Origin of the sequence: Sporosarcina sp. FSL K6-3508 (assembly GCF_038615825.1) — a bacterium.
GTDB classification, from domain to species: Bacteria; Bacillota; Bacilli; order Bacillales_A; family Planococcaceae; genus Sporosarcina; species Sporosarcina newyorkensis.
In genome coordinates, this window is sequence record NZ_CP152016.1 from 57,256 (window position 1) to 81,395 (window position 24,140).

Consider the following 24,140-nt stretch of genomic DNA (forward strand, 5'->3'; position numbering starts at 1 on the left):
TAGAATCAACACAAATATTCTGGGTAAAAAGAGGAATTTTACCAGATGACCTAGAATAAGTACATTGTGAAGAATAGACAACAAGGGAGTGGGGAAAATGGAGATCACAGATGTAAGATTACGCAAGGTAGACACCGAAGGCAGAATGAGAGCAATTGCTTCCATAACGCTGAACGATCAGTTTGTCATCCATGATATCCGGGTCATAGAGGGGAATGACGGATTATTCGTAGCAATGCCAAGTAAACGTACGCCGGATGGAGAATTTCGTGATGTCGCGCACCCGATTAACTCGGACGCAAGAACAAAAGTACAAGAAGCGATTCTAGCGGCATATCATCAAGTAGGAGAACAACAGGGGGTACTTGAAGAAGCTGCACTATAAATTTGCCAGTTATAAGAAAGCGTTTTCATATCTATTTTAAGCAAAAGGCCATCTATTTGAGTAGATGGCCTTTTGGTTTCAATAAGAAAAGACGAGGGTATACCCAAATCACTCCTGTTAGTAAAAAGATGGTCGATAAAGTACGTTTACTATTATAACAATCTTAAAAATTCATAGTGGTTTTCTATGAATATAAAATTTGCCAAAAGATTATTAATGATAAAAGAAAGTAATGTAATTGTCAAGGGGATATGCTTGAAAAAAGCGATCATTTCCGATATAGTCAATAATGAATTAAGGATGGGGGCTGGCAGATGACAAAGACATATGCTATCGTCCTGGCTGCAGGACAAGGGACTCGAATGAAGTCCGATTTATATAAAGTGCTTCACCCAGTCTGCGGTAAACCAATGGTAGAGCATGTGATTGACCATATTCGAGATCTAGATTCAGACCGGATCGTCACCATTGTTGGTCATGGCGCGGAAACGGTAGAACAAGCATTAGGAAACAAAAGTGAATATGCGTTACAGGCAGAGCAACTTGGTACCGCACATGCTGTGCAACAAGCCGGATCGGTTCTTGGCGATCTTGACGGCACCACTCTTGTCGTTTGCGGAGACACACCGTTAATCGGCAGCGAGACAATGAAAGCGTTACTTGCCCATCATCATCAAACAGAAGCAAAAGCTACAATACTTACTGCAATCGCAGATGACCCGACCGGCTATGGACGAATCATCCGCGCAGAGAACGGCGACGTATTGCGAAACGTCGAACATAAGGATACCGATGATGAAGAGCGTAACGTGAAGGAAATTAATACAGGAACTTATTGTTTTGATAATCGGGCATTGTTTGAAACACTAAAAAAAGTAAATAACGACAATGCACAGGGTGAGTATTATCTTCCTGACGTATTAGGTATTTTGAAATCAGAAGGACAGCGCATTTCGGCTTACACGACGCCAAATTTCCATGAAACATTGGGCGTCAACGATCGTGTTGCATTAGCGCAAGCTGAAAAAGAAATGCGTCGCCTCATTGCAGAGAAACATATGCGCAACGGTGTAACGATCATCAATCCGGAGCAGACTGTGATCAGTGCTGACGCAGAAATTGGCCGAGACACTGTCATCCAGCCAGGTGTAGTGATCGAAGGGTCAACGAAAATTGGTTCAAACTGTGTGATCGGCCCTAATAGTCATTTACAAAATAGTACAGTAGGCGATCAAACAACAATTCATTCATCTGTCGTTCGTGATAGCCAAGTGGGCTCGCAGACAGCAGTTGGTCCGTTTGCACATTTACGTCCGGAAACTCAATTGGGCAACCATGTGAAGATCGGCAACTTTGTAGAAGTGAAGAAATCCCAGCTTGGCGACGACAGTAAGGTATCCCATCTCAGCTATATTGGGGACGCCGAAATTGGCAAGAATGTAAATGTGGGTTGCGGCACGATTACTGTTAATTATGACGGTAAAAATAAGCATAAGACAGAGATACAGGATGACGCTTTTATTGGTTGTAACGCTAATTTAGTAGCTCCTGTCACTGTAGGAAAAAATGCTATTGTAGCTGCTGGATCCACTATTACAAAAAGTGTTCCAGAAAATTCACTTGCAATTGCGCGTGTTCGCCAAGAAAATAAAGAAGGATATGTAAAAAACTAATCTTACCCAACTAACAGGAGGGCCATCATGGCAAATCATTATCCGAACGACAAACTGAAAATCTTTTCGTTAACTGCGAATGAACCACTAGCACAAGAAGTAGCGGAGCAAGTCGGACTACCTCTAGGTAAATGCTCAGTCAAACGTTTTAGTGATGGAGAAATCCAAATCAATATCGACGAAAGCATTCGAGGTTGTGAAGTGTTTGTCATCCAATCTACTTCCAACCCAGTCAACGATAACTTAATGGAACTTCTCATTATGTTAGATGCCTTGATGCGTGCTTCTGCGCGTACGATTAATGTAGTGATGCCTTATTATGGCTATGCACGGCAGGACCGTAAGGCTAGCTCACGTGAGCCAATCACAGCTAAGCTAGTAGCGAATTTATTGGAAAAAGCGGGTGCTGACCGTGTCATCGCTGTAGATTTGCATGCACCTCAGATTCAAGGCTTCTTTGATATTCCGATTGACCACTTAATCGCTGAGCCAATCTTGACTGAATACTTCCAAAGCCAAGAATTAGACGACCTTGTCATCGTATCACCTGACCATGGTGGTGTTACAAGAGCACGTAAAATGGCGGATCGAATGAAAGCACCAATCGCGATCATTGATAAACGTCGTCCGCGTCCGAATGTAGCGGAAGTGATGAATATTGTTGGGAATGTTGAGGGCAAAACAGCTATTCTTATTGACGATATCATCGATACGGCTGGAACAATTACGATTGCAGCGAGCGCCTTAATTGAAAGTGGAGCGAAAGAAGTGTATGCTTGTTGTTCACATCCAGTTTTATCCGGTCCTGCAATTGAACGGATAAACAACTCCAAGATTAAGGAATTGGTTATTACAAATTCCATCGAATTGCCGGAGTCTAAGCAATCTCCAAAAATCAAACAGCTATCAATTGCACCGCTATTGGCATCTGCAATTATTCGCGTGTTTGAGAAGAAGTCCGTAAGCACTTTGTTTGATTGATGACAAGTTACCTGATGTCGTCTGATATTGAATGTTTCAAGAGGTAGAAAAAACTTTTTTAAAGGAAAGGTGACTATACAAATGAACACAATGCAGTCGAACTTAAGAGAACCTGACAAAACGACACTAAGACAATTACGAAATGACGGGTGGATTCCTTCCGTAGTCTATGGTTACGAAACAGAAAGCACGCCAATCGCGGTAAAGGAGCGTGATTTGATTGATACGCTTCGCGAGACAGGGAAAAATGGTGTAATCAAGTTGAACGTAGACGGCAAAGATGTAAATGTCGTGTTAAATGATTATCAATCTGATGTGTTAAAAGGCAATATTACACACGCTGACTTTTTATCGATCAATATGACAGAGGAACTTGAAGTTGAAGTAGTTATTAATCTGGTTGGCGAATCGCCCGGTGAAAAACAAGGCGGTACATTACAACAGCCGATCCGTGAAGTAACGATCCGTGTTAAGCCTTCTGACATTCCAGAATCCATCGATGTTGATGTTTCAGAGCTGGAAATTGGGGATACGCTACTCGTTAGCGATGTCCGCGCGAAAGCAGCATATGAGATCTTAAATGAGGATGAAGATACACTTGTACTCGTATCAGCTCCTCGTACAGAAGCAGAAATGGAAGCACTGGACGAAGCAACTGATTCTGGTGAAGGTGCGGAACCCAAAGTAATTGGCGATGAAAAAGACGAATAAATAACGAAATGGGCGCACGAGTTTGTACCGTGCGCTCCTTTTCTATGCATATAGAGAACGTTTAGAAAAGGAAGAGAAGCAAATGAAATTAATAATCGGACTCGGAAATCCGGGAAAAACGTATGAAAAAACACGTCATAATATTGGATTCCAAGTAATTGATGAGTTGGCAAAGCGCTTGCAAGCACCTGCGTTTCAGAAAAAGTTCAATGGACAATACACAACTGTACATACCGTCCAAGGTAAAGTGATCTTGCTGAAACCGATGACGTATATGAACTTGTCGGGCGAATGTGTACGCCCATTGGCTGACTTTTTCGAAGTAAATGACGAAGAGATAGTCGTCCTATACGATGATTTGGATCTGCCGGTAGGAAAAATACGTCTTCGTCAAAAAGGAAGTGCTGGCGGTCATAACGGAATGAAATCATTGATTGCTCATTTAGGAACAACTGAGTTTAATCGAATCCGTATCGGCGTCGACCGTCCTTCAGGCGGAATGAAGGTTTCCGATTATGTGTTGGCTCCTTTCAGTGCGGACGAGCAGCCTTTAATCGAAGAGGCAGTCCAAAAAAGTGCCGATGCTTGTGAGGAATGGCAAAAGACGCCATTTATTGAAGTGATGAATAAATTTAACGGTTCTTAAGCATAACGTTGCAATTCTTTGCCTATACTTTGAAAAAGGAAGGTGAAGAGTGCGTGATCCGCTATTCTTGCAATCACTGTAATACGGAAATCGGTTCTATTCCATTCGAAGCGGCAAAGGAAACACTCAGTCAAATTGAGACATTAGACGAAGGTGAGAAGAAGTCGTTCCTGTCTGTCGATCATGATGGCGGGCTACATGTACGATGTATTTGTGAACATTGCGAGCAATCGTTAAAGACGTTCCCGGATTATTACACCTTTAAGAAATGGTTACAATAGTAACAGATGCTTTGGCGCTTACAGCCAAAGCTTTTTGTGCATAATGCATGCTGCTACGAACATGAAAACTAGACTTGAGAGTGAAGTTATAATTGATATATAGAGAGGGTTAGTTAATTGGGAGTAATAGATCAGCTGTTTTTAGAAGAAAAAGAGATTCAGGGTCTGCTGGATGACTTGCAGGCTGGCCAAGGCCAGCAGTTGATAACTGGCCTTTCCGGCGGTTCTAAGGCCGTCTTCTTTAAAGTAATCCAGCAGTCACTTGAGCGGCCGGTTCTGATCGTATCGCCGAATATGCTGCAAGCGCAGCGAACTTATGATGACTTGGTCAAAATGATCGGTGATGAGCATGTGCATTTATACACAGCGGAAGAACTTGTAGCTGCCGACTTTTCATTTGCCAGTTACGAATTACGGGCAGGACGGATTGAGACATTAGATCATATGGCACGAATAGGAAGCGGCATCTATATTACGCCGGTCGCGGGCCTTAGAAAGCTTTTACCTACAAAGAAACGCTGGTTGAACCACTATGTCACTGCGCAGACAGACGAAGAGATTGACATAGAAGCGTGGCTGGAAAAGCTCGTTTCTATGGGATATATCCGTAACGACTTGGTGAGTGCGCCAGGTGAATTTGCGTTGCGTGGCGGCATATTGGATATTTATCCGTTGACTACACAAGATCCCGTTCGAATTGAGCTATTTGATACTACGATAGATTCGATTCGTACATTTTCGGCAGAAGACCAACGCTCTACGGGAAAGTTAGAAAAGATTACGTTGTTACCCGCGACAGAATTTATTTGGACTCCTGAAGAGCTACTGCAAGTGTCACGTAAAGTAGAACAAGCACTTGGCGACAGCTTAACAAAAATTAAAAGTGAAGATCTGCAACAACAATTACTGACGACGATTATGGAAGACGTCGGTCTGATGAAGGATGGCATTGTGCCGGATACGATGAAGAAATATGTCTCCTTTTCATCTGAAGCCAATTCTATGCTGACTGATTACTTCCCATCGAATGGTCTCATCGTGTTTGATGAATTGGGACGTATACAAGAGAGCGTTGCGACATTGGAAGCAGAAGAACAAGAATTTCAGTTGGCGATGCTAGAAGACGGTAAAATGCTGCATGATACAAAGCTATCTTGGAAGTACGATTACGTGCTTGGCAAAATCCAGCAATTGCGTCTCTATTTATCTTTATTCACACGTGTGGTGCCAGGGTTCACAATTAAAAAGTCCATTGCCATCTCGTGCAAACCAATGCAGCAATTCCATGGACAAATGCCGCTATTGAAAAATGAAATCGAACGTTGGAAACAAGGAAACTATAATGTATTCCTTCTAGCAGCTTCAACTGAGCGGATGAATGCGATCCAAGGTATTTTACAAGAATATGACATAGAAGCTGCGGTGAATGGCCAACCTACAAAAGAAGGCACTCTGTCAATCATTGAGGGAGACTTGTCCGTCGGATTTGAATTGCCATTTCAAAAACTAGCGGTCATTACGGATGCAGAAATGTTTACAGGGAAGCCAAAACGGAAAGCGCGCCCGCCTAAAATAACCAATGCTGAACGAATTAAAAGCTATTCGGAAATTAAACCAGGCGATTATATTGTTCATGTCCATCATGGGATCGGCAAGTACTACGGTGTCGTGACACTAGAAGTAGGTGGCCTGCAAAAAGATTATTTGGATATTCGTTATCGAAGCGATGATAAACTGTTCGTACCTGCCGACCAAATTGATTTAATCCAAAAATATGTGGCTTCAGGTGAAAAGGAGCCAAAATTGCATAAGCTTGGCGGCGCAGAATGGACGAAGACCAAGCGTAAAGTTACAGCAGCAATTCAGGATATTGCAGACGATTTGATCAAACTTTACGCCAAACGGGAAGCAGAAAAAGGTTTTGCCTTCAGTGAGGATGATGATCTGCAACGTTCCTTTGAAAATGCTTTTCCTTACGAAGAAACGCAAGACCAACTGCAATCTATTGAAGAAATCAAAAAAGACATGGAAAGAGAACGACCGATGGATCGGCTGCTATGCGGGGATGTTGGTTATGGAAAAACGGAAGTCGCCATTCGAGCTGCATTTAAAGCAGTCACAAACGGTAAGCAGGTGGCATTTTTAGTGCCGACGACAATTTTGGCTCAACAGCATTTCGAAACGATGAAGGAGCGGTTCGCCGATTATCCGGTAACTGTGTCAGTGCTTAACCGTTTCCGCACGAAAAAACAGCAAGATGAAACCATTAAAGGCTTGAAAGCCGGCACAGTCGATATTGTGGTTGGAACACATCGTTTACTCTCGAAGGACGTTGTATATCAAGATCTAGGATTGCTCGTTGTCGATGAAGAGCAGCGCTTCGGTGTGACGCATAAGGAAAAGCTTAAGCAACTGAAAACGAATGTAGACGTATTGACATTGACGGCTACACCGATACCGCGAACATTGCATATGTCGATGGTTGGTGTTCGTGATCTCTCCGTCATCGAAACCCCGCCTTCCAACCGTTTCCCGGTTCAAACATATGTCATGGAACATAACGCTGGATTAGTGCGGGAAGCGATTGAACGAGAGATGGGTCGTGGAGGGCAAGTGTTTTACTTGTATAACCGGGTTGAAGAGATGGATCGGAAAGTGGAGGAAATTCGTCAGTTGGTGCCAGAGGCGCGTATAGCATCTGCTCATGGGCGAATGGGAGAAGTTGCTCTGGAAGCAGTTATCATGAGCTTCCTGGAAGGAGAATATGATGTACTCGTCACGACGACCATTATTGAAACGGGTATTGATATACCTAATGTCAACACCCTAATCGTGCATGATGCCGATCGGATGGGGCTGTCGCAGCTCTACCAATTGCGTGGACGTGTCGGGCGTTCAAATCGTGTAGCTTATAGTTATATGTTGTACCAGCGCGATAAAGTGTTGACGGAAGTGGCGGAAAACCGCCTTCAAGCAATCAAAGAATTTACGGAACTCGGCTCGGGCTTCAAAATCGCGATGCGTGACCTATCGATCCGGGGAGCAGGGAATTTATTAGGTTCACAACAGCACGGTTTCATTGATTCCGTCGGCTTCGACCTTTATTCACAATTACTGCAGGAAGCGATTGAGGAACGACAGACAGGAATCGTAAAAGAAGAGAAGCAGGACGTCGAAATTTCACTGCCAATCAATGCTTACTTGCCTGAAACTTATATACAGGATGGCTATCAAAAGATTCAAATGTACAAACGAGTGAAGGCGATTGAAAGTAATGAGGATTACTTGGAATTGGTTGATGAGATGATTGACCGTTTCGGTGATATGCCGTTGGAAGCTGATTTGTTGTTACGGGTCGGTCGTATGAAGGCGTGGGGACGTATTGCAGGTGTGGAATCTATTAAGAAAGTGCAAGACGTTGTAGAAATCAGGCTGTCTGAGGAAGGTACGTCACGTGCGGATGGTGCTAAGCTCATGGAACATTCATTAAAATTTGGTCATGCTGTCGGTTTGACACTTGAAAATGGACAAATTATTGTGACGGTAAATGAAAAGAAGTCCAAAAAGTTTACTGAATTCGACATGATTGAAGAAATGGTGCAAACCATGCAAGAGACGGCAAAGGAAGTCCGTACTACTGATGCCGTGTAAATCCTAGATTGCATAAAATGACCATATATGATGCATACTACTTCTAGAAATACATTTCATTTCGAGAAAGTGAGGCATTATACATGAAGGCAACGGGTATTGTCCGCAGAATTGATGACTTAGGAAGAGTGGTCATCCCCAAAGAAATTAGGAGGACACTCCGAATTCGTGAAGGAGACCCTCTAGAGATATTCACCGATCGAGAAGGAGAAGTTATTTTAAAAAAATATTCACCTATTTCAGAACTTGGCGAGTTTGCAGTGGAATATGCAGAAACACTTTATGAGACACTTGGCACGCCTGCTTTGATTAGTGACCGGGATGAAATGCTGGCGGTCGCAGGTCTATCTAAAAAGGATTATATGAATCGTCAACTGTCGCCTGTTTGTGAAGAAATACTAAACGACAGGACGGTCATTACTGAAAAGCATGAAAAGTCAGTGGAGTGGGTACCAGGCCAAATTGAACAAGTGAAATCATACTGTATTGCACCCATTATCGCAAACGGTGATGCTATTGGGGCGGTATATTTATTGTCAAAAGTTCATTTTGTCGGCGAGGCCGAACAAAAAGCTGCTGAAACTGCAGCAAACTTTTTAGCTAAACAAATGGAAAGTTAATTGAATACAAAAAGTATCAAATCTTTAATGAAAACTCACAGCATCTTTCCGGTTGCTTGTGAGTTTTTTTATCTTTATTCAGCAGAAGACTCTCACCTCTATAGGTGATGAGATGGATGTGGTTTTATTTCCTGTTCAGTGGGTGTTCAAACGCTCGCTAAACAAAGATAAAGCCTCCGGCGGATGTCTCAGATTTTGAGAGGAGTTAATTGTGCAAGCACAATTCAAAATCTGGACGCAATTACGCCGAGGCGTAATTGATTGTGAATTTCATTTTCCTTTAAATTTTTCCTTCTATATAATAGTGAAATTTATCACATACTACTCATGTGATAAAATTCACATGTGAATTTATGTATAAGTGAATCTTTTCACATGCCTATACGTGAAAAATTTCACATAAGCTAAATCAAAAGTGAAGGTTTTCACATACTACGAAATAGAGCAAAAGTCAAAACTTTTTTTAAAAAAATTTAAGCCGTTAGAAAACCCTTGACAAAGGCATTGTAAACGCTTACCAATTTCAAGCTTTCCGAGTTGATAGAATATTCCCCCTTGTATTTGCTTTACGTTTACGCTTATAATCACTACCAACACAGATCAACACCAATTTAACAGGATAGGGAGAGAGATATTTTATGAATAGGCGATACAAATCTTCTTTACACATGCATAAAATTCACAATGGAAAAATGGAGACAATTTCAAAAGTGCCTTTGGAAAATAAAGAGGATTTAAGCTTGGCGTATTCTCCGGGAGTAGCTGAACCATGTGTAGAAATAGCTAAAGATCCTTCACTTGCGTATGAATATACAATTAAAGGTAATTTAGTGGCGGTTATCACAGATGGAACTGCTGTACTTGGCCTGGGAGATATCGGTCCAGAAGCTGCATTGCCTGTCATGGAAGGTAAGGCATTATTGCTAAAGCAGTTTGCTGGAATTGATTCATTTCCGATTTGTCTGGATACAAAAGATACAGATGAAATTGTCAATATCGTAAAAGCGCTGAGCCCAACATTTGGTGCAATCAATTTAGAAGATATCTCTGCTCCCCGCTGTTTTGAAATTGAACAAAGATTACGCGAAGAATGCAATATTCCAATTTTCCATGATGATCAGCACGGTACTGCAATTGTAGTAGGAGCTGGATTAATCAATGCGTTAAAATTGGTCGGTAAGGAACGTAATGAGGTTAAAATTGTATTAAATGGTGCAGGTGCAGCAGGCGTAGCCATTACAAAACTTCTGCTAAGTATGGGCTTTGAAAATATTATCATGTGTGATTCGAAAGGGATTATTTACGAAGGTCGAGAATTCTCCATGAACAGTGTAAAGCATGAAATGTCCCGTATTACAAATCGTGAAAAGCTAGAGGGTACATTGGAAGATGCCATGAAAGGTGCGGATGTTTTTGTAGGAGTTTCTGTCGCAAACTTGCTTACGAAGGAATTGATTGACTGTATGAACCCTGAGCCGATAGTCTTTGGTTTAGCAAACCCAATACCTGAGATAAAGCCTGAATTAGCTAAAGAATATGGAGTTAGAATTATTGCGACAGGGCGCTCAGACTATCCAAACCAAGTCAATAACGTCTTAGCTTTCCCGGGCATCTTCCGTGGAGCATTAGATGTGAGAGCGACGGAGATCAATGAAGAGATGAAGCTTGCGGCAACTTATGCGATTGCAGATTTAATAAAAGAAGAGGATTTACGCGAAGATTATATTATTCCAGACCCATTTGATGACCGAGTCGCTCCAATTGTGGCACATGCAGTAGGCAAGGCGGCAATGAGCACAAATGTCTCGGTTGCTAAAGAAATCGTACTACCAACCCGATAAAACTTACTATACCGACCAGTCTTTCTCCATTTAAGAGAAAGACTGGTCTTTAATATGTACGTATAACTTTTGACCCGCGCACACACGCCGCTATCCTTCTATACGTATAGTATGATAAAACCTATAGGCTGGGAGGAACGGTATGACTTGGCTACTTATCGCAGGTTTTGCAATTTCATCAAGCATTGACAATTTCGGAGTTGGGCTTTCTTATGGGGTGCAGCGAGTTCGTATCCCTGCTATTTCTAACTTGTTAATTGCTGTTATCTGTTTACTGTTTAGTTTGATCGGTATGGTGTCGGGTACGTGGCTGGCGGAATTGTTGCCAGGAAAATTTCCTGATCTCGTAGCATTTACAGTTTTAAGCATTATTGGGATACGAATCATGGTGATCGCTCTTCGGCAACAGAAAAAACGGCAAACAAGCGTTTTGGGGGAGCCGGAGAAAATGGACTTTGACGGGTCTTCGCATATTAGCATAGGGGAGGCCCTGCTGTTAGGTGTTGCCCTGTCGGCAAACGCCTTGACCAATGGAATCGGAGCCGGTCTGCTGGAGTTATCCCCGATTGCCATCGCACTATCGGCGGCAGTTGGAAGTTATTTGACGTTATGGGTTGGTGTCGTATTAGGTGCTAGATTGGCAAAGTTTCGCATTGGTAGAATGACAGTAGGGCAATTTGGAACGTTCATGAGCGGCGCCATCATTTTAATGATTGCAATTACGCGCTTATTCTAGTATTGCAAGCGAAAATGGTATACTAGAAGTCATTAATGAATGAAAGAGGCGCGTGTATGGCGTTGACAAAGTGGAATATGAAGTCGTTTATGAAAGGTGCCTCGATTTTGACGATTGCCGCCATCATCGTCAAAGTATTGAGCGCAGTTTATCGAGTGCCTTTTCAAAATCTAGTTGGAGATAAAGGGTTTTATATTTATCAGCAAGTGTACCCGTTTATCGGGATATTTATTGTTTGGACGTCCTCGGGATTTGCAGTAGCTGTTTCAAAAATGCTTGCAGAAAGTAAAGGGCCAGGTGAGTCGCGTGGAATTCTGCGTGTCTCGCTCGCTTATATACTCATATTGTCGGCAATGATATTTCTATTGCTGCGTACAGGTTCTTCTTTTTTTGCGGATCTGATGGGCGATTCAGCTTTGGCGCCCGTATTGCAGACAGGATCCTATATTGTATTGGTGTTGCCATTTTTGGCCGTGCTGAAAGGTGTCTTTCAATCGGAAGGACAAATGATACCTGTCGCGATTTCCAATGTATCTGAGCAGTTATTTCGAGTTGTTATCGTGTTAGCAGGTACTTGGCTGGCGGTGAGAGCGGGAACTTCGCTTTACAAAATTGGGGAAATTACGATGTGGGCAGCGATAGCTGGAGAAGTGGCAGGGGTTTTCATTCTCACTTGGTTCTTTGTGCAGAGAAAACGAGCCCCTTTAGTCGCTGTGCAACCGTGGAAAGTGGTTAAGGATTTGACGAAGATCAGCGTTAGCGTAAGTGCCAGTTCATTAATATTACTGGTGTTTCAATTGGTGGACTCTTTTACGGTCTACAATGCATTAATGCAAGCAGGCTTCACGAGTGAGACAGCAATGACAATGAAGGGCATCTATGATCGAGGGCAACCGCTCGCACAGATGGGTATCCTATTGGCGTCAACGCTTGCGCTTGCGCTTGTTCCATTGATTGCACATCATGCATCCAAACAACAGGGACGTGGAGCGTTGCCGTTCATTAGTTTAACGTTTCGTACATCCATTTTATTTGGCTGGGCTGCAACGATTGGACTGGTGCTGGTCTTGCCTTTTGTCAATGAAATGCTGTTTGAAACAAGGACAGGCTCCGTAGCGCTCATCATTTTCTCTATTCAGATATTGTGGTTGTCGATAATTTTGCCGTTGACGGCTATTTTACAGGGAAGTGGCAAAGTACGAGGACCACTTTTGTTGTTGGTACTCGGTGTGCTGATTAAGTTGGCTACGACACCACCATTGGTTCGACAGTATGGCATTGAAGGGGCGGCAGTTTCAGGTGCTTTCGCGTTCGCGTTCGTCGCAGTGTTATTGATAATATACTTCAAGCGGTTTTGGAAATTTCCGTTGGCATCAAGTCGCTTTTACATTGTACTTTTGAATGCGGCAGGTGCGATGGCAGTGATTCTTATTCCTTGGGTGCTCGTATGCGATCTTTGGTTGTTTGATGGACTTCCATCACGATGGGGTGCGACTCTGACAGCAATGACGGCTGTCTGTATCGGGGCGATCATATTTCTGTTCGTCGTCTTGAAATCACGTATAATGAATGAAAGAGAATGGTACTTACTGCCGTTTGGAAAGCGGTTGGCAATTGTTCAACTATGGCTAACTAAAAATAGAAGGTGAAGCATGTGAGAAAGATAACAGTCATCGGATTAGGTGCAGGCGATTTGGATCAACTGTCGCTTGGTACCTATCGATTATTGAAACAGGCCGAACGTCTGGTAATCAGGACGGAAGAACATCCTGTTGTGAGCCAGCTGCGTTCGGAAGGCTTGCAAATGGAAAGCTTCGATGCAATCTATGAAGCGAAGGATGCGTTTGAAGATGTTTATCAGACGATTGTCGAAAACTTGCTTGAAATGAGCAGGGAACAGCTGGTTACATATGCGGTGCCTGGACATCCGCTCGTGGCGGAAAGAACCGTTCAATTATTAATTGAGAAAGAGCAGGCCGGTGAAATTGAATTGTATATAGCTGGCGGCAGCAGTTTCTTGGATCCGATTTTTACTGCCTTGCGTATTGATCCAATTGAAGGATTCCAACTGCTCGACGGGACAGATTTGAAGCGGGATGATATACGGATGGACCAGCATGTATTGGTAGGGCAAGTGTACGATGCGTTCGTCGCTTCGGATGTTAAGCTATCATTGATGGAGAAGTATCCCGATGAGCATTTGGTGACAATCGTGACGGCTGCCGGATCGGCTGATGAAAAGTTGACTACGTTGCCGCTGTTCGAGCTAGATCGGGTGATGACCTTGAATAATCTTACAACGATCTATGTGCCGCCAATACTTGAACGCGATCAGCGGTTGAAAGAGTGGAGTTCATTACGTGAAATCATTGCCGCTCTGCGTGCACCAGACGGTTGTCCGTGGGATCGGGAACAAACTCACGAGACATTGAAACGTTATTTGATTGAGGAGTCGTATGAATTGATTCAAGCGATTGACGATGAAGACGACGAGGCAATCATCGAGGAGCTCGGCGATGTCTTACTGCAAGTCTTCTTGCATGCGCAAATTGGGGAAGACAACGGGTATTTCTCTATAGAAGACGTCTTGGAGTCAATTGGAGCGAAAATGATTCGTCGCCATCCTCACGTATTTGGACAAGCAGAGGCCGACACAACAGCGGAAGTGCTGACGAATTGGCAAGCAATCAAAGAGCAAGAAAAGCCGCAGCGGACCTCTCTATTGGAAGACCAGGCACGCTATGCTTCTTCGTTGCTGACATCCTTTAACTATCAGAAGTCTGCCGCTAAGGTAGGATTTGATTGGCCGAATATAGAAGGCGCCTTTAAAAAGTTTCAAGAAGAGTGGCAAGAGTTTCAGGAGGAAGTACGTAACGGAGAAAAAGACCGCCAACTGGATGAACTTGGTGATGTGCTATTTACAATTGTCAACGTAGCCAGATTCTTGAAAATCTCCCCAGAAGAAGCGATGTGGCATGCCAATGAAAAGTTCAAATCTCGCTTCCTTCATGTCGAACATTGTGTCCAGCAGGGGAATGGAGACTTCTCCGCCTACTCTCTAGACCAACTTGAGGAATTCTGGCAGGAAGCTAAACGAAAGGAAGAATCTAATGAGACTCGATAAATTTTTGAAAGTATCCCGCCTTATCAAACGCCGTACATTGGCGAAACAAGTAGCGGATCAAGGAAGAATAACCATTAACGGAAAAGTGGCAAAAGCCTCCTCCGATGTAAAACCGGGTGATGAACTGGCTATCCGTTTCGGCCAAAAGATCGTCACCGCAACTGTAAATGAATTAAAAGACTCAACTAAAAAAGATGACGCAGCTACAATGTATACCATTCTCAGCGAAGAGCGCCTTGAAAAAGTGGAACCTGAATTTGTGGATGATGAAGACTGAATAGATAAGAAGGATCGAAAAGGCAGCCGCGGCAGGCTGCCTTTTTGTATGAGCAGGCTGGTTGTTCATCATCGGAAGTTAAAGTATTTAGGAAATGTGCGGTTAGCGGCTGGTTTGGCTTGTTTTACGTTTATTTTGGCTCGTTGTAGTTTGATTAATGTTCGTTCCAGAAAGGTTTTGGTGCATTTCGGTCGCATTTTGGTTCGGTCCAACGGAATTTTGGCGCGTCTCCCTTCTGGAACGGAAATCGACAGATCACAATCTGCACATTGCATGCAGATTAGCCATTCTCAAGAAAAGTTCCTGTCATGTTTTATTAGGCCGCCGCATAAGATATGGGGAACGCACTAGAAAAGGGGGACGCATATGCAAATTCAAACAGACAGTTCTACGTATACAATTCCATCAGGAGACCATGTAGTAACCATGCGAAATCGTAAGAGAATGGACCTTACCTCTGTAAAAACGATTGATCGATTCGATCAGGAGGAATTTCTCGTTCGAACATCGCAAGGGGTACTGCAAATTCGCGGGGAGGAATTGCGTATTGTACATTTAGATGTGGACAAGGGGTTGCTAACTCTAGAAGGCTCTGTCACAACATTGCAATACGACGAAGAAGAAACAGGATCACGCAATTTTCTCCATAAATTATTCGGATGAGCCTATCCGTCCAGTTCTTCAGTTTACTAGCGATGATCGGGACAGGTATTGCCGCTGGAGTCATCATGGATTTATTCGGAAGCATTATTGCCGCGTGCGATAAACGCTCATTTATTCGAAGACGTGCATTTTGGTTTGAATTGGCGGTCTGGATATTTATAGGGGTAGGTGCTTTTTGGATATTGGTGTTAGTAAGGGATGGGGCTTGGCGGATGTATGATCCAGTCGCACAAATCAGCGGTATGCTGCTCTATGCAGCCATCTTCCATTACCCATTTCGATTTATCGGTAGATTGCTATTACTTGTCATTATCCGGCCTATTTGGTATTTGATCAGGTTCCTGTTATTAATCGTTCAACGAATTATCCGGATTTTCGTTTCAATCCTGACATTTATTACGTCACCCATCGTCCGATTAATTAAGACCGCCGGGAAATTCCTTCAAAAAAAAGGTAGAGTACTATATAATAGAGAATAATAGTGTATACGGGGAAGAAAGGTGTGTGCGCCATGAATAAACCACAGAAGCCAACAGCTAGGAAAGTCACATCAATCGAAACTGAATATGTGCGCTCCATGCAGAAAAAAGAAAATTGGAAGCAAGCACAAAAAAAGCGTTTGCGAAATCGCCTAATCGTCTTCGCTGTTCTAATGTGTATTGTATTTGGCAGTTTATTCAACATGTATTCCGGTCAAAAGAAGTTGCTGGCCGCAAAAGAACAAGAAAAGACAGAAGCAATCGCGACACTAAAGGATTTGAAAACAGAACAAGAACAATTGAATAAGCAGCTGGCAAAGTTGGATGACGAAGAATATATCGCCAAACTCGCACGTAAAGAGTACTTCCTTTCGGAGTCCAATGAAATTATATTTTCCATTCCTGACAAGAAGAAATCGTCAGAAAAAGAGACGAGAAAAGAGTAGTCGTATTGACACTCTTTTTTTGTTGGCTATAATATAAGTAGGAGCCTGCAAATTGCAGGAAATGCCAATATGGTTGATAGGCACTTTTAAAGGCCGCTTAAAACTTAAGGAGGAGCATTTTTTTTATGTCAATTGAAGTAGGCAGCAAGTTAGAGGGTAAGGTAACCGGGATCACAAATTTTGGGGCATTTGTTGAATTGCCGAACGGATCCACAGGATTAGTCCATATTAGTGAAGTAGCTGACAATTATGTCAAAGATATAAATGACCATTTAAAAGTCGGTGATATGGTAGAAGTTAAAGTGATGAATGTGGGAGCAGACGGTAAAATCGGCCTTTCCATCCGTAAGGCAAAACCTGAGTCGGAACGTCCGCAACGTCCTCAGCGTCCTCAGCGACCTCGACAAGGCAGTAAGCCAAGTTTTGAACGACCAGAGAATTTTGAACAGAAGATGGCAAAATTCATGAAGGATAGTGAAGAACGTCTATCTACCTTGAAGAGAGCTACAGAGTCTAAACGCGGTGGCCGTGGCGCAAGAAGAGGATAACTTGCTGTCTGTTTCAATCTTGAATCAAATTTATGTTCTGCCCTATTGCGTATGCTTAACAGACTTTTGTTAAGCATACGCTTTTAATTTTAACGAAAAAACCCCCTTGCAATAAATGCAAGGGGTTTTTAATGTATAGCGGCGGAGGGGGTCGAACCCACGACCTTACGGGTATGAACCGTACGCTCTAGCCAGCTGAGCTACGCCGCCAAGACGAATAGTTGACTGCTGGAATTGTGTAATTCGAGCACAACGTCTCTTATCATACAAGGTCAAACGAGAAGTGTCAACATTTCTTTGGAAAAAAGAAAAAAAGATACGGATTACGTCGAAATCTTTTTTAGATACTCTGTCACAAACAGACAAAATCTCTTGGGTCTCCCATGTATAGTTGCAAGTAAGAGAACATAGGGGGTATGGGAAATGAAGATGATTGACAATATGGAGAGACCGTTTGGCCAGCAGTTCAGAGTCGCATGGCAAGAGCTGATCAACCGAAAAGTTTATTTTATGACAGCAATTCTTTTCTTGATCGGCTCGTTCTTTCTGTCGCAGGCAGTAGTATTCGACATGGCGGTACCGTTCTTCTTACCAATTTGGGCATTGGCCAGCATGCGCTATCGGCAGCATATGATCTACGTGTTCATTGGAGGGATGGCAGGCAGTGCATTTTTGGGGATGGGACAAGCTGTAATCCACCTGACGCAATTGTTACTGTTTCATTTGGCCATTAAATCGCCATTTGTCAAAAAATCAATTCCCCTCGCTGTGGCTAGCTGCATGATCATCCCGCAGATCATCTGGCAACTTGTAATGTATAGCGGGAATCCACCGGTAGCTGTGCAACTATCGATTGGATTGGAAGCAATGCTCGCTCTTTTTATGACAGTTTTTATGCTATTGGCTTTTCCTTCTATAGACCGATTATTATATGGACCATGGAACCCTGAGCAAGTAAGTGCAATGTGTATAGTGGGAGCGCTTGCAACGACAGGAATGGGTGGTTTGCAGATCGGCTACGTCTCAGTGGCAGGTGTGTTTTTATTCTTGGCAATTTATGTGGCCGCTATGGTAGGCGGCGTTCCGTTTGCTACGACAGTCGGTATGATTATCGCGTTAATAATAGGTGTTTCTGATTTAGCCTTTACAGGAATGATGGCATTATATGGAATGACGGGTTTATTAGCAGGCGGTTTAAAGCGGTTCGGTAAATTAGGGATTGTAACCGGGAGTTTATTTGTCTCGCTTTTTTTCCTGCTATACGATGCAACATTACCGCTGGATACAGTGCATTTTGTGACGATCGGAGTGGCGGCGGTTCTATTTTTCTTTATTCCATCACGGAAGATGAACCAAGTTCGGCAAGTGTTCTTACCAAAGCAGGAGGGGATCTCGGAAAAACGTCAGCAATGGCTGGCGGATAAATTAGATGGGCAGTTGGAGGAGTTCCAGCAATTTGCCCACTTCATGTCGACGCTCGTCAATAATCGATTTTCATCAGAAGAGGAGGTTGCTGCCACGATCCAAGTTCCGTCTATTTGTCAATCTTGTTTTCGCTATAAAAAATGTTGGGAAAGTGAGGAAGATGGAATTTCATCCTTAGTAAACGAGTGGGAGTCTACCTATTCCGCAACGAAGAAAGCAGCGCGATTACGTGTAGAAGAGAAGATGAAATTTAAATGTTTGCGTTTTAAAGGGCTAATCAATGAATTGGAGGAGCATGGGACGAATCGTTTGTTAATGGGACAGTTGCAGCATGGAAGAAAAATGCTGGCATTGCAATTACGGGATATGAGCACCCATATAGAAAAAGTAATGCGAGATGTAAAGGAGGACTTGACGACTTATAAACTGGCAGAGGAGGAGTTGGCGAATCGATTACAAGTACAAGGAGTGGAGTTTTTCCAAATCGATATTTTGTCAGAAGAAAGGGGAGCTTGTAAGGTAGTCATCTCGATTCCGGAGAAAAAGGCTGATTTTGAAACCGAGACCACCGTAGGGGAATACTTGATCTTGCCTGTCCTGGAAGAGATGTATGACGAACCAATCCATATTTCGAAATCTGCTTATCAGCCGTTTCCGTTCCCTCATGTGCAATTAACCTTCAGTTCGGCGGTTCGCTTTTCATTGGATTACGATATTGTGACGACAGCGGGTGGCGGGACATTCCAAGCGGGAGATGCGTATGAAGTCTTCAAGATTCACGATGGATTGTCTGCTGTATTGTTATCTGACGGGATGGGACAAGATGTCAACGCGTATCATGAGAGCAGAAAAGTAATTCGTCTCATGCGTGAATGTTTGGGACAGAAAATGGATCCTGAGACAGCCATTCACACTTTACATTATATGATGGCCCTGAACGGCTTAGATGATATGTACGCTACATTGGACTTAGCACTTATAGATTTACAGGATGGTAGGCTATGGTCGTGGAAAGCGGGTTCAATGAGCACCTATATTAAGAGGGGAGATGAATTTATACGTTTGGACAGCAAAACAGTACCTTTTGGGTTCTTGCCGTCTTTCTCAATAGAGGCGAAAAATGAACAATTGAAATCGGGCGATATTTTGGTGATGATGACGGATGGGATATTTAACGGGGAGTTACCATTAGAACCTCAGGAGGAAGTGATGGAAAGGACGATTGAACGGTATAAAGAGTTGGATTGCCATACAATTGCAGATCAAGTCATGGCGGAAATGGAGCGTTCGTTTGAGTCGGTGGAAGATGATCGGACGATACTCGTGATGAAAATTGACCACGTCGTACCGAAGTGGTCTAAAGTAAATAATAAATCACGAATTATTTCTCGAAAAAGAATGGTAGGATAGGGGGAGGAGGGAGATGAATCATGAAAACATTACGACAAAAAGTGTTGAACTTCATAAACCGACAAACGTTGATTCCTCCCGGCTCTCGTGTATTGGTAGCTTGTTCAGGAGGTGTCGATTCCATCGCCCTGCTGCATTTCCTGGCCACCCATAGAAAAACGCTTGGAATTGAAGTAGGCGCAGCACATGTGGATCATATGCTGCGCGGCGATGAGTCTGCAGAAGATGCATTTGTGGTAAAAGATCTATGCGAAGGATTTCATTTGCCATTCTTCTCTGAGCAAGTACCAATCCCTTCTATACTGGAAAATAACGGCGGAAATGTACAGCTGTTGTGCAGAGAAGAGCGCTATAAATGTTTAGCTGCAATTATGGAGCATCATGAATTTGATGTTCTGGCAACAGGACATCACGCAGAAGATCAATTGGAAACTGTGCTTATGCAATTAACAAAAGGTCATTCATTGAACGGCATGCCGATACAGCGTCCATTTCATCAAGGGAATGTTGTTCGTCCTTTCCTTCCCTTGCAAAAGAGAGAATTGTACGAGTATGCCGCCAATTTTGGCTTACCGTTTAGAGAGGATCCGAGTAATCAGCGGAATGATTATTTGCGCAATCGGATCCGGCATCATGTCGTGCCATTTTTGACTGAAGAAAATCCTTCTATTTCGTCGGGTGCTGTTCAGCTAACTGTCCAACGACAGGAAGATGAAGCGTTATTGAATGAACTTGCGGATAATCATTGGCAAGCGATTGTTACATATACAGATGAACAGCTTCCCTCTTTTAACCGCCAAGCCTTTCTCGCTATTCCCCAAGCTTTACAAAAGCGTGCGATTCAACTACTATTAAGGTGTCTTCCCAGCCCGGAAATCGATAAAACTGAGCGGCGTTCCACATTAGTGGAAGAACTGTTACAGCATATTAAGGACCCGGCTGGAAATATAGCGCTTGACTTAGCGTATGGCTACCGATTTGTTAGAGAATATGATAAACTGCTAGTTACAAAAAAGTATATGAATACTGCGTCTCTTCGTTCAAAAGTACTGGAAAAAGGAACTTGGAATTCGTGGGGAAATGTTCAGATTTACTGGCAGCATGCCGACATGTGTGCAACCGAACACTTCCTATCTTCAGATGACGTGCGTTATTTTCAATTACCTGAGTTTGAACTGCCGTTGACTGTCCGTCTTCGGGAACCTGGCGATCGTTTGCTTCTAAAAGGCATGTCCCAAGAAAAACGCGTATCGCGGCTATTAATTGATGAAAAAGTTGGAATGACGCAAAGACAGCAGCAGCCGGTTATTACAACGGCAAGCGGTATCGTATGTGCGGTGCCGGGTGTTCGATATGGTGAGATATTCTCACGCAATCAACCGGAAGGCGAGTCATACATATGGATTACGCGAGAAGGCGAAAGTAGATAAAATAGGAGGGACGAGCCGATGATCGCACAAGATATCGAGCAAGTTTTAATTTCAGAAGAAGAACTTCAAGAGAAAGTCCTAGAACTTGGAGCAACTTTAACAGAAGAATACCGAGAGAAGTTTCCTCTAGCAATTGGTGTGTTAAAGGGTGCGTTACCATTTATGAGCGACTTAATTAAACGGATTGATACGTACATTGAATTGGATTTTATGGATGTATCTAGTTATGGGAATGCGACAGTCTCATCAGGTGAGGTAAAGATTGTCAAAGATTTGAACACTAGTGTGGAAGGCCGCGACGTTTTGATTATAGAAGATATCATCGACAGCGGAAAAACATTGAATTATCTAGTGGAACTTTTTAAATATAGAAAAGCCAACTCCATCAAAATTGTAACTTTGTTGGATAAACCGACAGGCCGTAAAGTAGATCTAAAGGCAGATTACGTAGGGTTTGATGTTCCTGACGCATTCGTTGTCGGTTACGGGTTGGATTATGCTGAAAAATATCGGAATTTACCTTATATCGGTGTGTTGAAAAAAGAAATCTACTCTTTTTAACGCTTTCTGACTGAACGTATGGCATCCAGTCTGAAAGCCTTTTTCCATGAGGCATTTTCATTGTGGAGTCATGTTAATCTATGTTAAAATTTACAATAGTTTTCTGTTTAGTTTTCTGTTGAATGAGATGAGGAGGCTTGGGATGAATCGAATACTTCGATACTTTCTTTTGTATGGATTGATTTTCCTCGCGATTATGGGGATATTCAGTTCGCTAAACAATCCAAATCCGAAGATGAAACCGATTCGGTATGACGAATTTATCACGGCATTAGAGCAAGGAAAAGTCGAAAATGCTACTTTTCAGCCTTTACAGCTCGTGTATGAAGTAAAAGGGGAAATGGAAGGTTACGAAAAAGGTGAAACATTCGTAACTAACATTCCGATGAATGATATGGATGATATTGGCGAGATCGTAAAGACGACAAAGACTGAAATCGATATCTTACAGCCGCCAGAAACAAGTGCATGGGTATCCTTCTTTACAGGGCTTGTACCATTCATCATAATTATCATCCTTTTCTTCTTCCTATTGAATCAGTCACAAGGCGGCGGTGGCGGCCGAGTGATGAACTTCGGAAAGAGTAAAGCGAAACTGCAGACCGATGATCGGAAGAAAGTACGTTTCAATGACGTAGCAGGTGCAGATGAAGAAAAAGCTGAGCTCGAAGAAGTCGTAGATTTCTTGAAAGATGCTCGGAAGTTTGTGGAGCTGGGTGCACGAATTCCAAAAGGGATTTTGCTTGTTGGGCCTCCAGGTACAGGTAAAACTCTACTTGCGCGTGCAGTAGCAGGTGAAGCAGGTGTGCCGTTCTTCTCGATTTCAGGTTCTGATTTCGTGGAGATGTTTGTAGGTGTTGGTGCGTCTCGAGTACGTGATTTGTTCGAGAATGCCAAGAAAAATGCGCCATGTATTATCTTTATAGACGAGATTGACGCGGTTGGTCGTCAGCGTGGAGCCGGTTTAGGCGGCGGACACGATGAGCGTGAACAAACGTTGAACCAATTGCTAGTTGAAATGGATGGCTTTGAAGGAAACGAAGGTATTATCATCGTTGCCGCTACGAACCGTCCGGATATATTGGATCCGGCACTTCTTCGTCCGGGACGTTTTGACCGTCAAATCACGGTTGGTCGTCCAGATGTAAAAGGAAGAGAAGCTGTGTTGAAAGTGCACGCACGCAACAAGCCGCTTGATGATTCGGTCGATATGAAAGCTCTTGCTCAACGTACACCAGGATTTTCAGGTGCGGACCTTGAGAACTTATTGAATGAAGCAGCTCTTGTGGCAGCGAGAAGAAAGAAAACCAAGATCGACATGTCTGATATTGATGAGGCGACGGACCGTGTTATTGCAGGTCCTGCCAAAACAAGCCGTGTCATTTCGGAAAAAGAACGAAATATTGTGGCGTTCCATGAAGCGGGCCACGTAGTTGTTGGTTTGATGCTTGATGATGCAGAAATTGTCCATAAAGTAACGATTGTACCTCGTGGTCAAGCAGGCGGTTATGCCGTTATGCTTCCAAAAGAAGATCGCTATTTCATGACGAAGCCTGAACTCCTTGATAAAATCGCCGGTCTATTAGGCGGCCGTGTAGCGGAAGAAGTAGTGCTTGGTGAAGTATCAACCGGCGCTCATAATGACTTCCAGCGAGCTACTGGCATCGCGCGATCAATGGTAACTGAATACGGTATGAGTGATAAACTCGGGCCAATGCAGTTCGGCCAGACTCAAGGCGGTCAAGTTTTCCTAGGTCGTGACTTTAATTCCGAGCAGAATTATTCTGAGTCGATTGCCTATGAAATTGATCAGGAAATGCAACGGATCATCAAAGAGCAATATAGCCGCACGAAACAAATTTTAACTGAGAAAAGGGATCTACTTGATTTAATCGCAACGACTTTATTAGAAGTCGAAACGCTTGATGCGGAACAAATCAATCACTTGAAAGACCACGGCGTTTTGCCAGACCGACCGTATGAAAATGGCAATGGCAAAAATGGTGCAGAAAAGTCTGATGACACTGTGAAAGAAAACAAATTGCCGGAAGACACAACGCCAAACGCAAATCCTGATGTAACGGGTGCTCCACAAGATCCGTCTACAGGTGACTTGCCAAGTGAAGGTGGAACAGCAGACAAAACGCTTCCTTCCATTGATGAAGAACGCAGAGATTAAGCGAAACAACAGCCGACTGTGATTAGCAGTCGGCTGTTTTCTTATGGATAGGCGGGCTGTGTTTTAGAGGAAT

General features: G+C 43.2%; 21 protein-coding genes and 1 tRNA gene. 21 read left to right on the forward strand and 1 reads right to left on the reverse strand.

Annotated features, from left to right (window positions below; all coding sequences use genetic code 11):
- The first annotated feature begins 97 nt into the window (after nucleotides 1–97).
- From spoVG to MKX97_RS00365, 17 genes are all read left to right on the forward strand, one after another.
- On the forward strand, nucleotides 98–385 hold the full coding sequence (gene spoVG, locus MKX97_RS00285) for a septation regulator SpoVG (RefSeq protein ID WP_078818837.1): 288 nt from the start codon (nucleotides 98–100) through the stop codon (nucleotides 383–385).
- Between the two features lie 314 nt (nucleotides 386–699).
- On the forward strand, nucleotides 700–2,058 hold the full coding sequence (gene glmU, locus MKX97_RS00290) for a bifunctional UDP-N-acetylglucosamine diphosphorylase/glucosamine-1-phosphate N-acetyltransferase GlmU (RefSeq protein ID WP_009499422.1): 1,359 nt from the start codon (nucleotides 700–702) through the stop codon (nucleotides 2,056–2,058).
- 27 nt (nucleotides 2,059–2,085) lie between these two features.
- Complete coding sequence (locus MKX97_RS00295; RefSeq protein ID WP_009499423.1) at nucleotides 2,086–3,039, forward strand: ribose-phosphate diphosphokinase; 954 nt, start codon at nucleotides 2,086–2,088, stop codon at nucleotides 3,037–3,039.
- A gap of 81 nt (nucleotides 3,040–3,120) precedes the next feature.
- Complete coding sequence (locus MKX97_RS00300) at nucleotides 3,121–3,750, forward strand: 50S ribosomal protein L25/general stress protein Ctc (protein WP_040760054.1); 630 nt, start codon at nucleotides 3,121–3,123, stop codon at nucleotides 3,748–3,750.
- A gap of 82 nt (nucleotides 3,751–3,832) precedes the next feature.
- Complete coding sequence (gene pth, locus MKX97_RS00305; RefSeq protein ID WP_040760055.1) at nucleotides 3,833–4,396, forward strand: aminoacyl-tRNA hydrolase; 564 nt, start codon at nucleotides 3,833–3,835, stop codon at nucleotides 4,394–4,396.
- A 53-nt stretch (nucleotides 4,397–4,449) separates the two neighbouring features.
- Complete coding sequence (locus MKX97_RS00310) at nucleotides 4,450–4,677, forward strand: anti-sigma-F factor Fin (protein WP_009499428.1); 228 nt, start codon at nucleotides 4,450–4,452, stop codon at nucleotides 4,675–4,677.
- A gap of 117 nt (nucleotides 4,678–4,794) precedes the next feature.
- Nucleotides 4,795–8,328 (forward strand): transcription-repair coupling factor, encoded by a 3,534-nt coding sequence (gene mfd / locus MKX97_RS00315; RefSeq protein ID WP_342536645.1) that lies wholly within the window; start codon nucleotides 4,795–4,797, stop codon nucleotides 8,326–8,328.
- 83 nt (nucleotides 8,329–8,411) lie between these two features.
- A complete protein-coding gene (gene spoVT, locus MKX97_RS00320; protein ID WP_009499430.1) occupies nucleotides 8,412–8,948 on the forward strand; it encodes a stage V sporulation protein T in 537 nt (178 codons plus the stop codon).
- A gap of 638 nt (nucleotides 8,949–9,586) precedes the next feature.
- Nucleotides 9,587–10,789, forward strand: coding sequence for a malic enzyme-like NAD(P)-binding protein (locus MKX97_RS00325; protein ID WP_009499431.1), 1,203 nt, complete (start codon nucleotides 9,587–9,589; stop codon nucleotides 10,787–10,789).
- Nucleotides 10,790–10,931: 142 nt separating this feature from the next.
- The gene (ytaF, locus tag MKX97_RS00330; RefSeq protein WP_078818834.1) at nucleotides 10,932–11,525 is read left to right on the forward strand and encodes a sporulation membrane protein YtaF; all 594 of its coding nucleotides are present in this window, start codon (nucleotides 10,932–10,934) and stop codon (nucleotides 11,523–11,525) included.
- Nucleotides 11,526–11,581: 56 nt separating this feature from the next.
- On the forward strand, nucleotides 11,582–13,174 hold the full coding sequence (locus MKX97_RS00335) for a polysaccharide biosynthesis protein (protein WP_342536647.1): 1,593 nt from the start codon (nucleotides 11,582–11,584) through the stop codon (nucleotides 13,172–13,174).
- 5 nt (nucleotides 13,175–13,179) lie between these two features.
- Complete coding sequence (gene mazG, locus MKX97_RS00340) at nucleotides 13,180–14,649, forward strand: nucleoside triphosphate pyrophosphohydrolase (protein ID WP_342536648.1); 1,470 nt, start codon at nucleotides 13,180–13,182, stop codon at nucleotides 14,647–14,649.
- The gene (locus tag MKX97_RS00345) at nucleotides 14,636–14,926 is read left to right on the forward strand and encodes an RNA-binding S4 domain-containing protein (RefSeq protein WP_078818831.1); all 291 of its coding nucleotides are present in this window, start codon (nucleotides 14,636–14,638) and stop codon (nucleotides 14,924–14,926) included. Before mazG ends, MKX97_RS00345 begins: the two co-directional genes overlap by 14 nt.
- A 366-nt stretch (nucleotides 14,927–15,292) precedes the next feature.
- Nucleotides 15,293–15,589, forward strand: a complete 297-nt coding sequence (gene yabP / locus MKX97_RS00350) for a sporulation protein YabP (RefSeq protein ID WP_009499437.1) — start codon at nucleotides 15,293–15,295, stop codon at nucleotides 15,587–15,589.
- Nucleotides 15,586–16,068: a spore cortex biosynthesis protein YabQ gene (yabQ, locus tag MKX97_RS00355; RefSeq protein ID WP_221837373.1), complete on the forward strand. Its 483-nt coding sequence runs from the start codon at nucleotides 15,586–15,588 to the stop codon at nucleotides 16,066–16,068. Before yabP ends, yabQ begins: the two co-directional genes overlap by 4 nt.
- Before the next feature lie 32 nt (nucleotides 16,069–16,100).
- Nucleotides 16,101–16,514 (forward strand): septum formation initiator family protein, encoded by a 414-nt coding sequence (locus MKX97_RS00360; RefSeq protein ID WP_078818829.1) that lies wholly within the window; start codon nucleotides 16,101–16,103, stop codon nucleotides 16,512–16,514.
- A 125-nt stretch (nucleotides 16,515–16,639) separates the two neighbouring features.
- Nucleotides 16,640–17,062, forward strand: a complete 423-nt coding sequence (locus MKX97_RS00365; protein ID WP_009499440.1) for a S1 domain-containing RNA-binding protein — start codon at nucleotides 16,640–16,642, stop codon at nucleotides 17,060–17,062.
- Nucleotides 17,063–17,198: 136 nt separating this feature from the next.
- Here MKX97_RS00365 and MKX97_RS00370 read toward each other — a convergent pair.
- A tRNA-Met gene (locus MKX97_RS00370) sits at nucleotides 17,199–17,272 on the reverse strand.
- 213 nt (nucleotides 17,273–17,485) lie between these two features.
- On the opposite strand from MKX97_RS00370, the gene MKX97_RS00375 reads away from it, so the two are divergent.
- The 4 genes from MKX97_RS00375 to ftsH all read left to right on the forward strand — a co-directional run bounded on the left by MKX97_RS00375 (nucleotide 17,486) and on the right by ftsH (nucleotide 24,067).
- Complete coding sequence (locus tag MKX97_RS00375; RefSeq protein WP_342536650.1) at nucleotides 17,486–19,897, forward strand: SpoIIE family protein phosphatase; 2,412 nt, start codon at nucleotides 17,486–17,488, stop codon at nucleotides 19,895–19,897.
- Between the two features lie 20 nt (nucleotides 19,898–19,917).
- Nucleotides 19,918–21,327, forward strand: a complete 1,410-nt coding sequence (tilS, locus tag MKX97_RS00380; protein WP_342536651.1) for a tRNA lysidine(34) synthetase TilS — start codon at nucleotides 19,918–19,920, stop codon at nucleotides 21,325–21,327.
- Nucleotides 21,328–21,345: 18 nt separating this feature from the next.
- Nucleotides 21,346–21,888, forward strand: a complete 543-nt coding sequence (hpt, locus tag MKX97_RS00385) for a hypoxanthine phosphoribosyltransferase (RefSeq protein ID WP_009499443.1) — start codon at nucleotides 21,346–21,348, stop codon at nucleotides 21,886–21,888.
- Nucleotides 21,889–22,030: 142 nt separating this feature from the next.
- The gene (gene ftsH / locus MKX97_RS00390) at nucleotides 22,031–24,067 is read left to right on the forward strand and encodes an ATP-dependent zinc metalloprotease FtsH (RefSeq protein WP_040760064.1); all 2,037 of its coding nucleotides are present in this window, start codon (nucleotides 22,031–22,033) and stop codon (nucleotides 24,065–24,067) included.
- The last annotated feature ends 73 nt before the right edge of the window (nucleotides 24,068–24,140 follow it).

Bases quoted from the DNA above. Each gene is read 5' to 3' on its own strand.
- spoVG (WP_078818837.1), top strand. From the start codon at position 98: ATGGAGATCACAGATGTAAGATTACGCAAGGTAGACACCGAAGGCAGA.
- glmU (WP_009499422.1), top strand. From the start codon at position 700: ATGACAAAGACATATGCTATCGTCCTGGCTGCAGGACAAGGGACTCGA.
- MKX97_RS00295 (WP_009499423.1), top strand. From the start codon at position 2,086: ATGGCAAATCATTATCCGAACGACAAACTGAAAATCTTTTCGTTAACT.
- MKX97_RS00300 (WP_040760054.1), top strand. From the start codon at position 3,121: ATGAACACAATGCAGTCGAACTTAAGAGAACCTGACAAAACGACACTA.
- pth (WP_040760055.1), top strand. From the start codon at position 3,833: ATGAAATTAATAATCGGACTCGGAAATCCGGGAAAAACGTATGAAAAA.
- spoVT (WP_009499430.1), top strand. From the start codon at position 8,412: ATGAAGGCAACGGGTATTGTCCGCAGAATTGATGACTTAGGAAGAGTG.
- MKX97_RS00325 (WP_009499431.1), top strand. From the start codon at position 9,587: ATGAATAGGCGATACAAATCTTCTTTACACATGCATAAAATTCACAAT.
- ytaF (WP_078818834.1), top strand. From the start codon at position 10,932: ATGACTTGGCTACTTATCGCAGGTTTTGCAATTTCATCAAGCATTGAC.
- MKX97_RS00335 (WP_342536647.1), top strand. From the start codon at position 11,582: ATGGCGTTGACAAAGTGGAATATGAAGTCGTTTATGAAAGGTGCCTCG.
- MKX97_RS00345 (WP_078818831.1), top strand. From the start codon at position 14,636: ATGAGACTCGATAAATTTTTGAAAGTATCCCGCCTTATCAAACGCCGT.
- yabP (WP_009499437.1), top strand. From the start codon at position 15,293: ATGCAAATTCAAACAGACAGTTCTACGTATACAATTCCATCAGGAGAC.
- yabQ (WP_221837373.1), top strand. From the start codon at position 15,586: ATGAGCCTATCCGTCCAGTTCTTCAGTTTACTAGCGATGATCGGGACA.
- MKX97_RS00360 (WP_078818829.1), top strand. From the start codon at position 16,101: ATGAATAAACCACAGAAGCCAACAGCTAGGAAAGTCACATCAATCGAA.
- MKX97_RS00365 (WP_009499440.1), top strand. From the start codon at position 16,640: ATGTCAATTGAAGTAGGCAGCAAGTTAGAGGGTAAGGTAACCGGGATC.
- MKX97_RS00375 (WP_342536650.1), top strand. From the start codon at position 17,486: ATGAAGATGATTGACAATATGGAGAGACCGTTTGGCCAGCAGTTCAGA.
- tilS (WP_342536651.1), top strand. From the start codon at position 19,918: ATGAAAACATTACGACAAAAAGTGTTGAACTTCATAAACCGACAAACG.
- hpt (WP_009499443.1), top strand. From the start codon at position 21,346: ATGATCGCACAAGATATCGAGCAAGTTTTAATTTCAGAAGAAGAACTT.
- ftsH (WP_040760064.1), top strand. From the start codon at position 22,031: ATGAATCGAATACTTCGATACTTTCTTTTGTATGGATTGATTTTCCTC.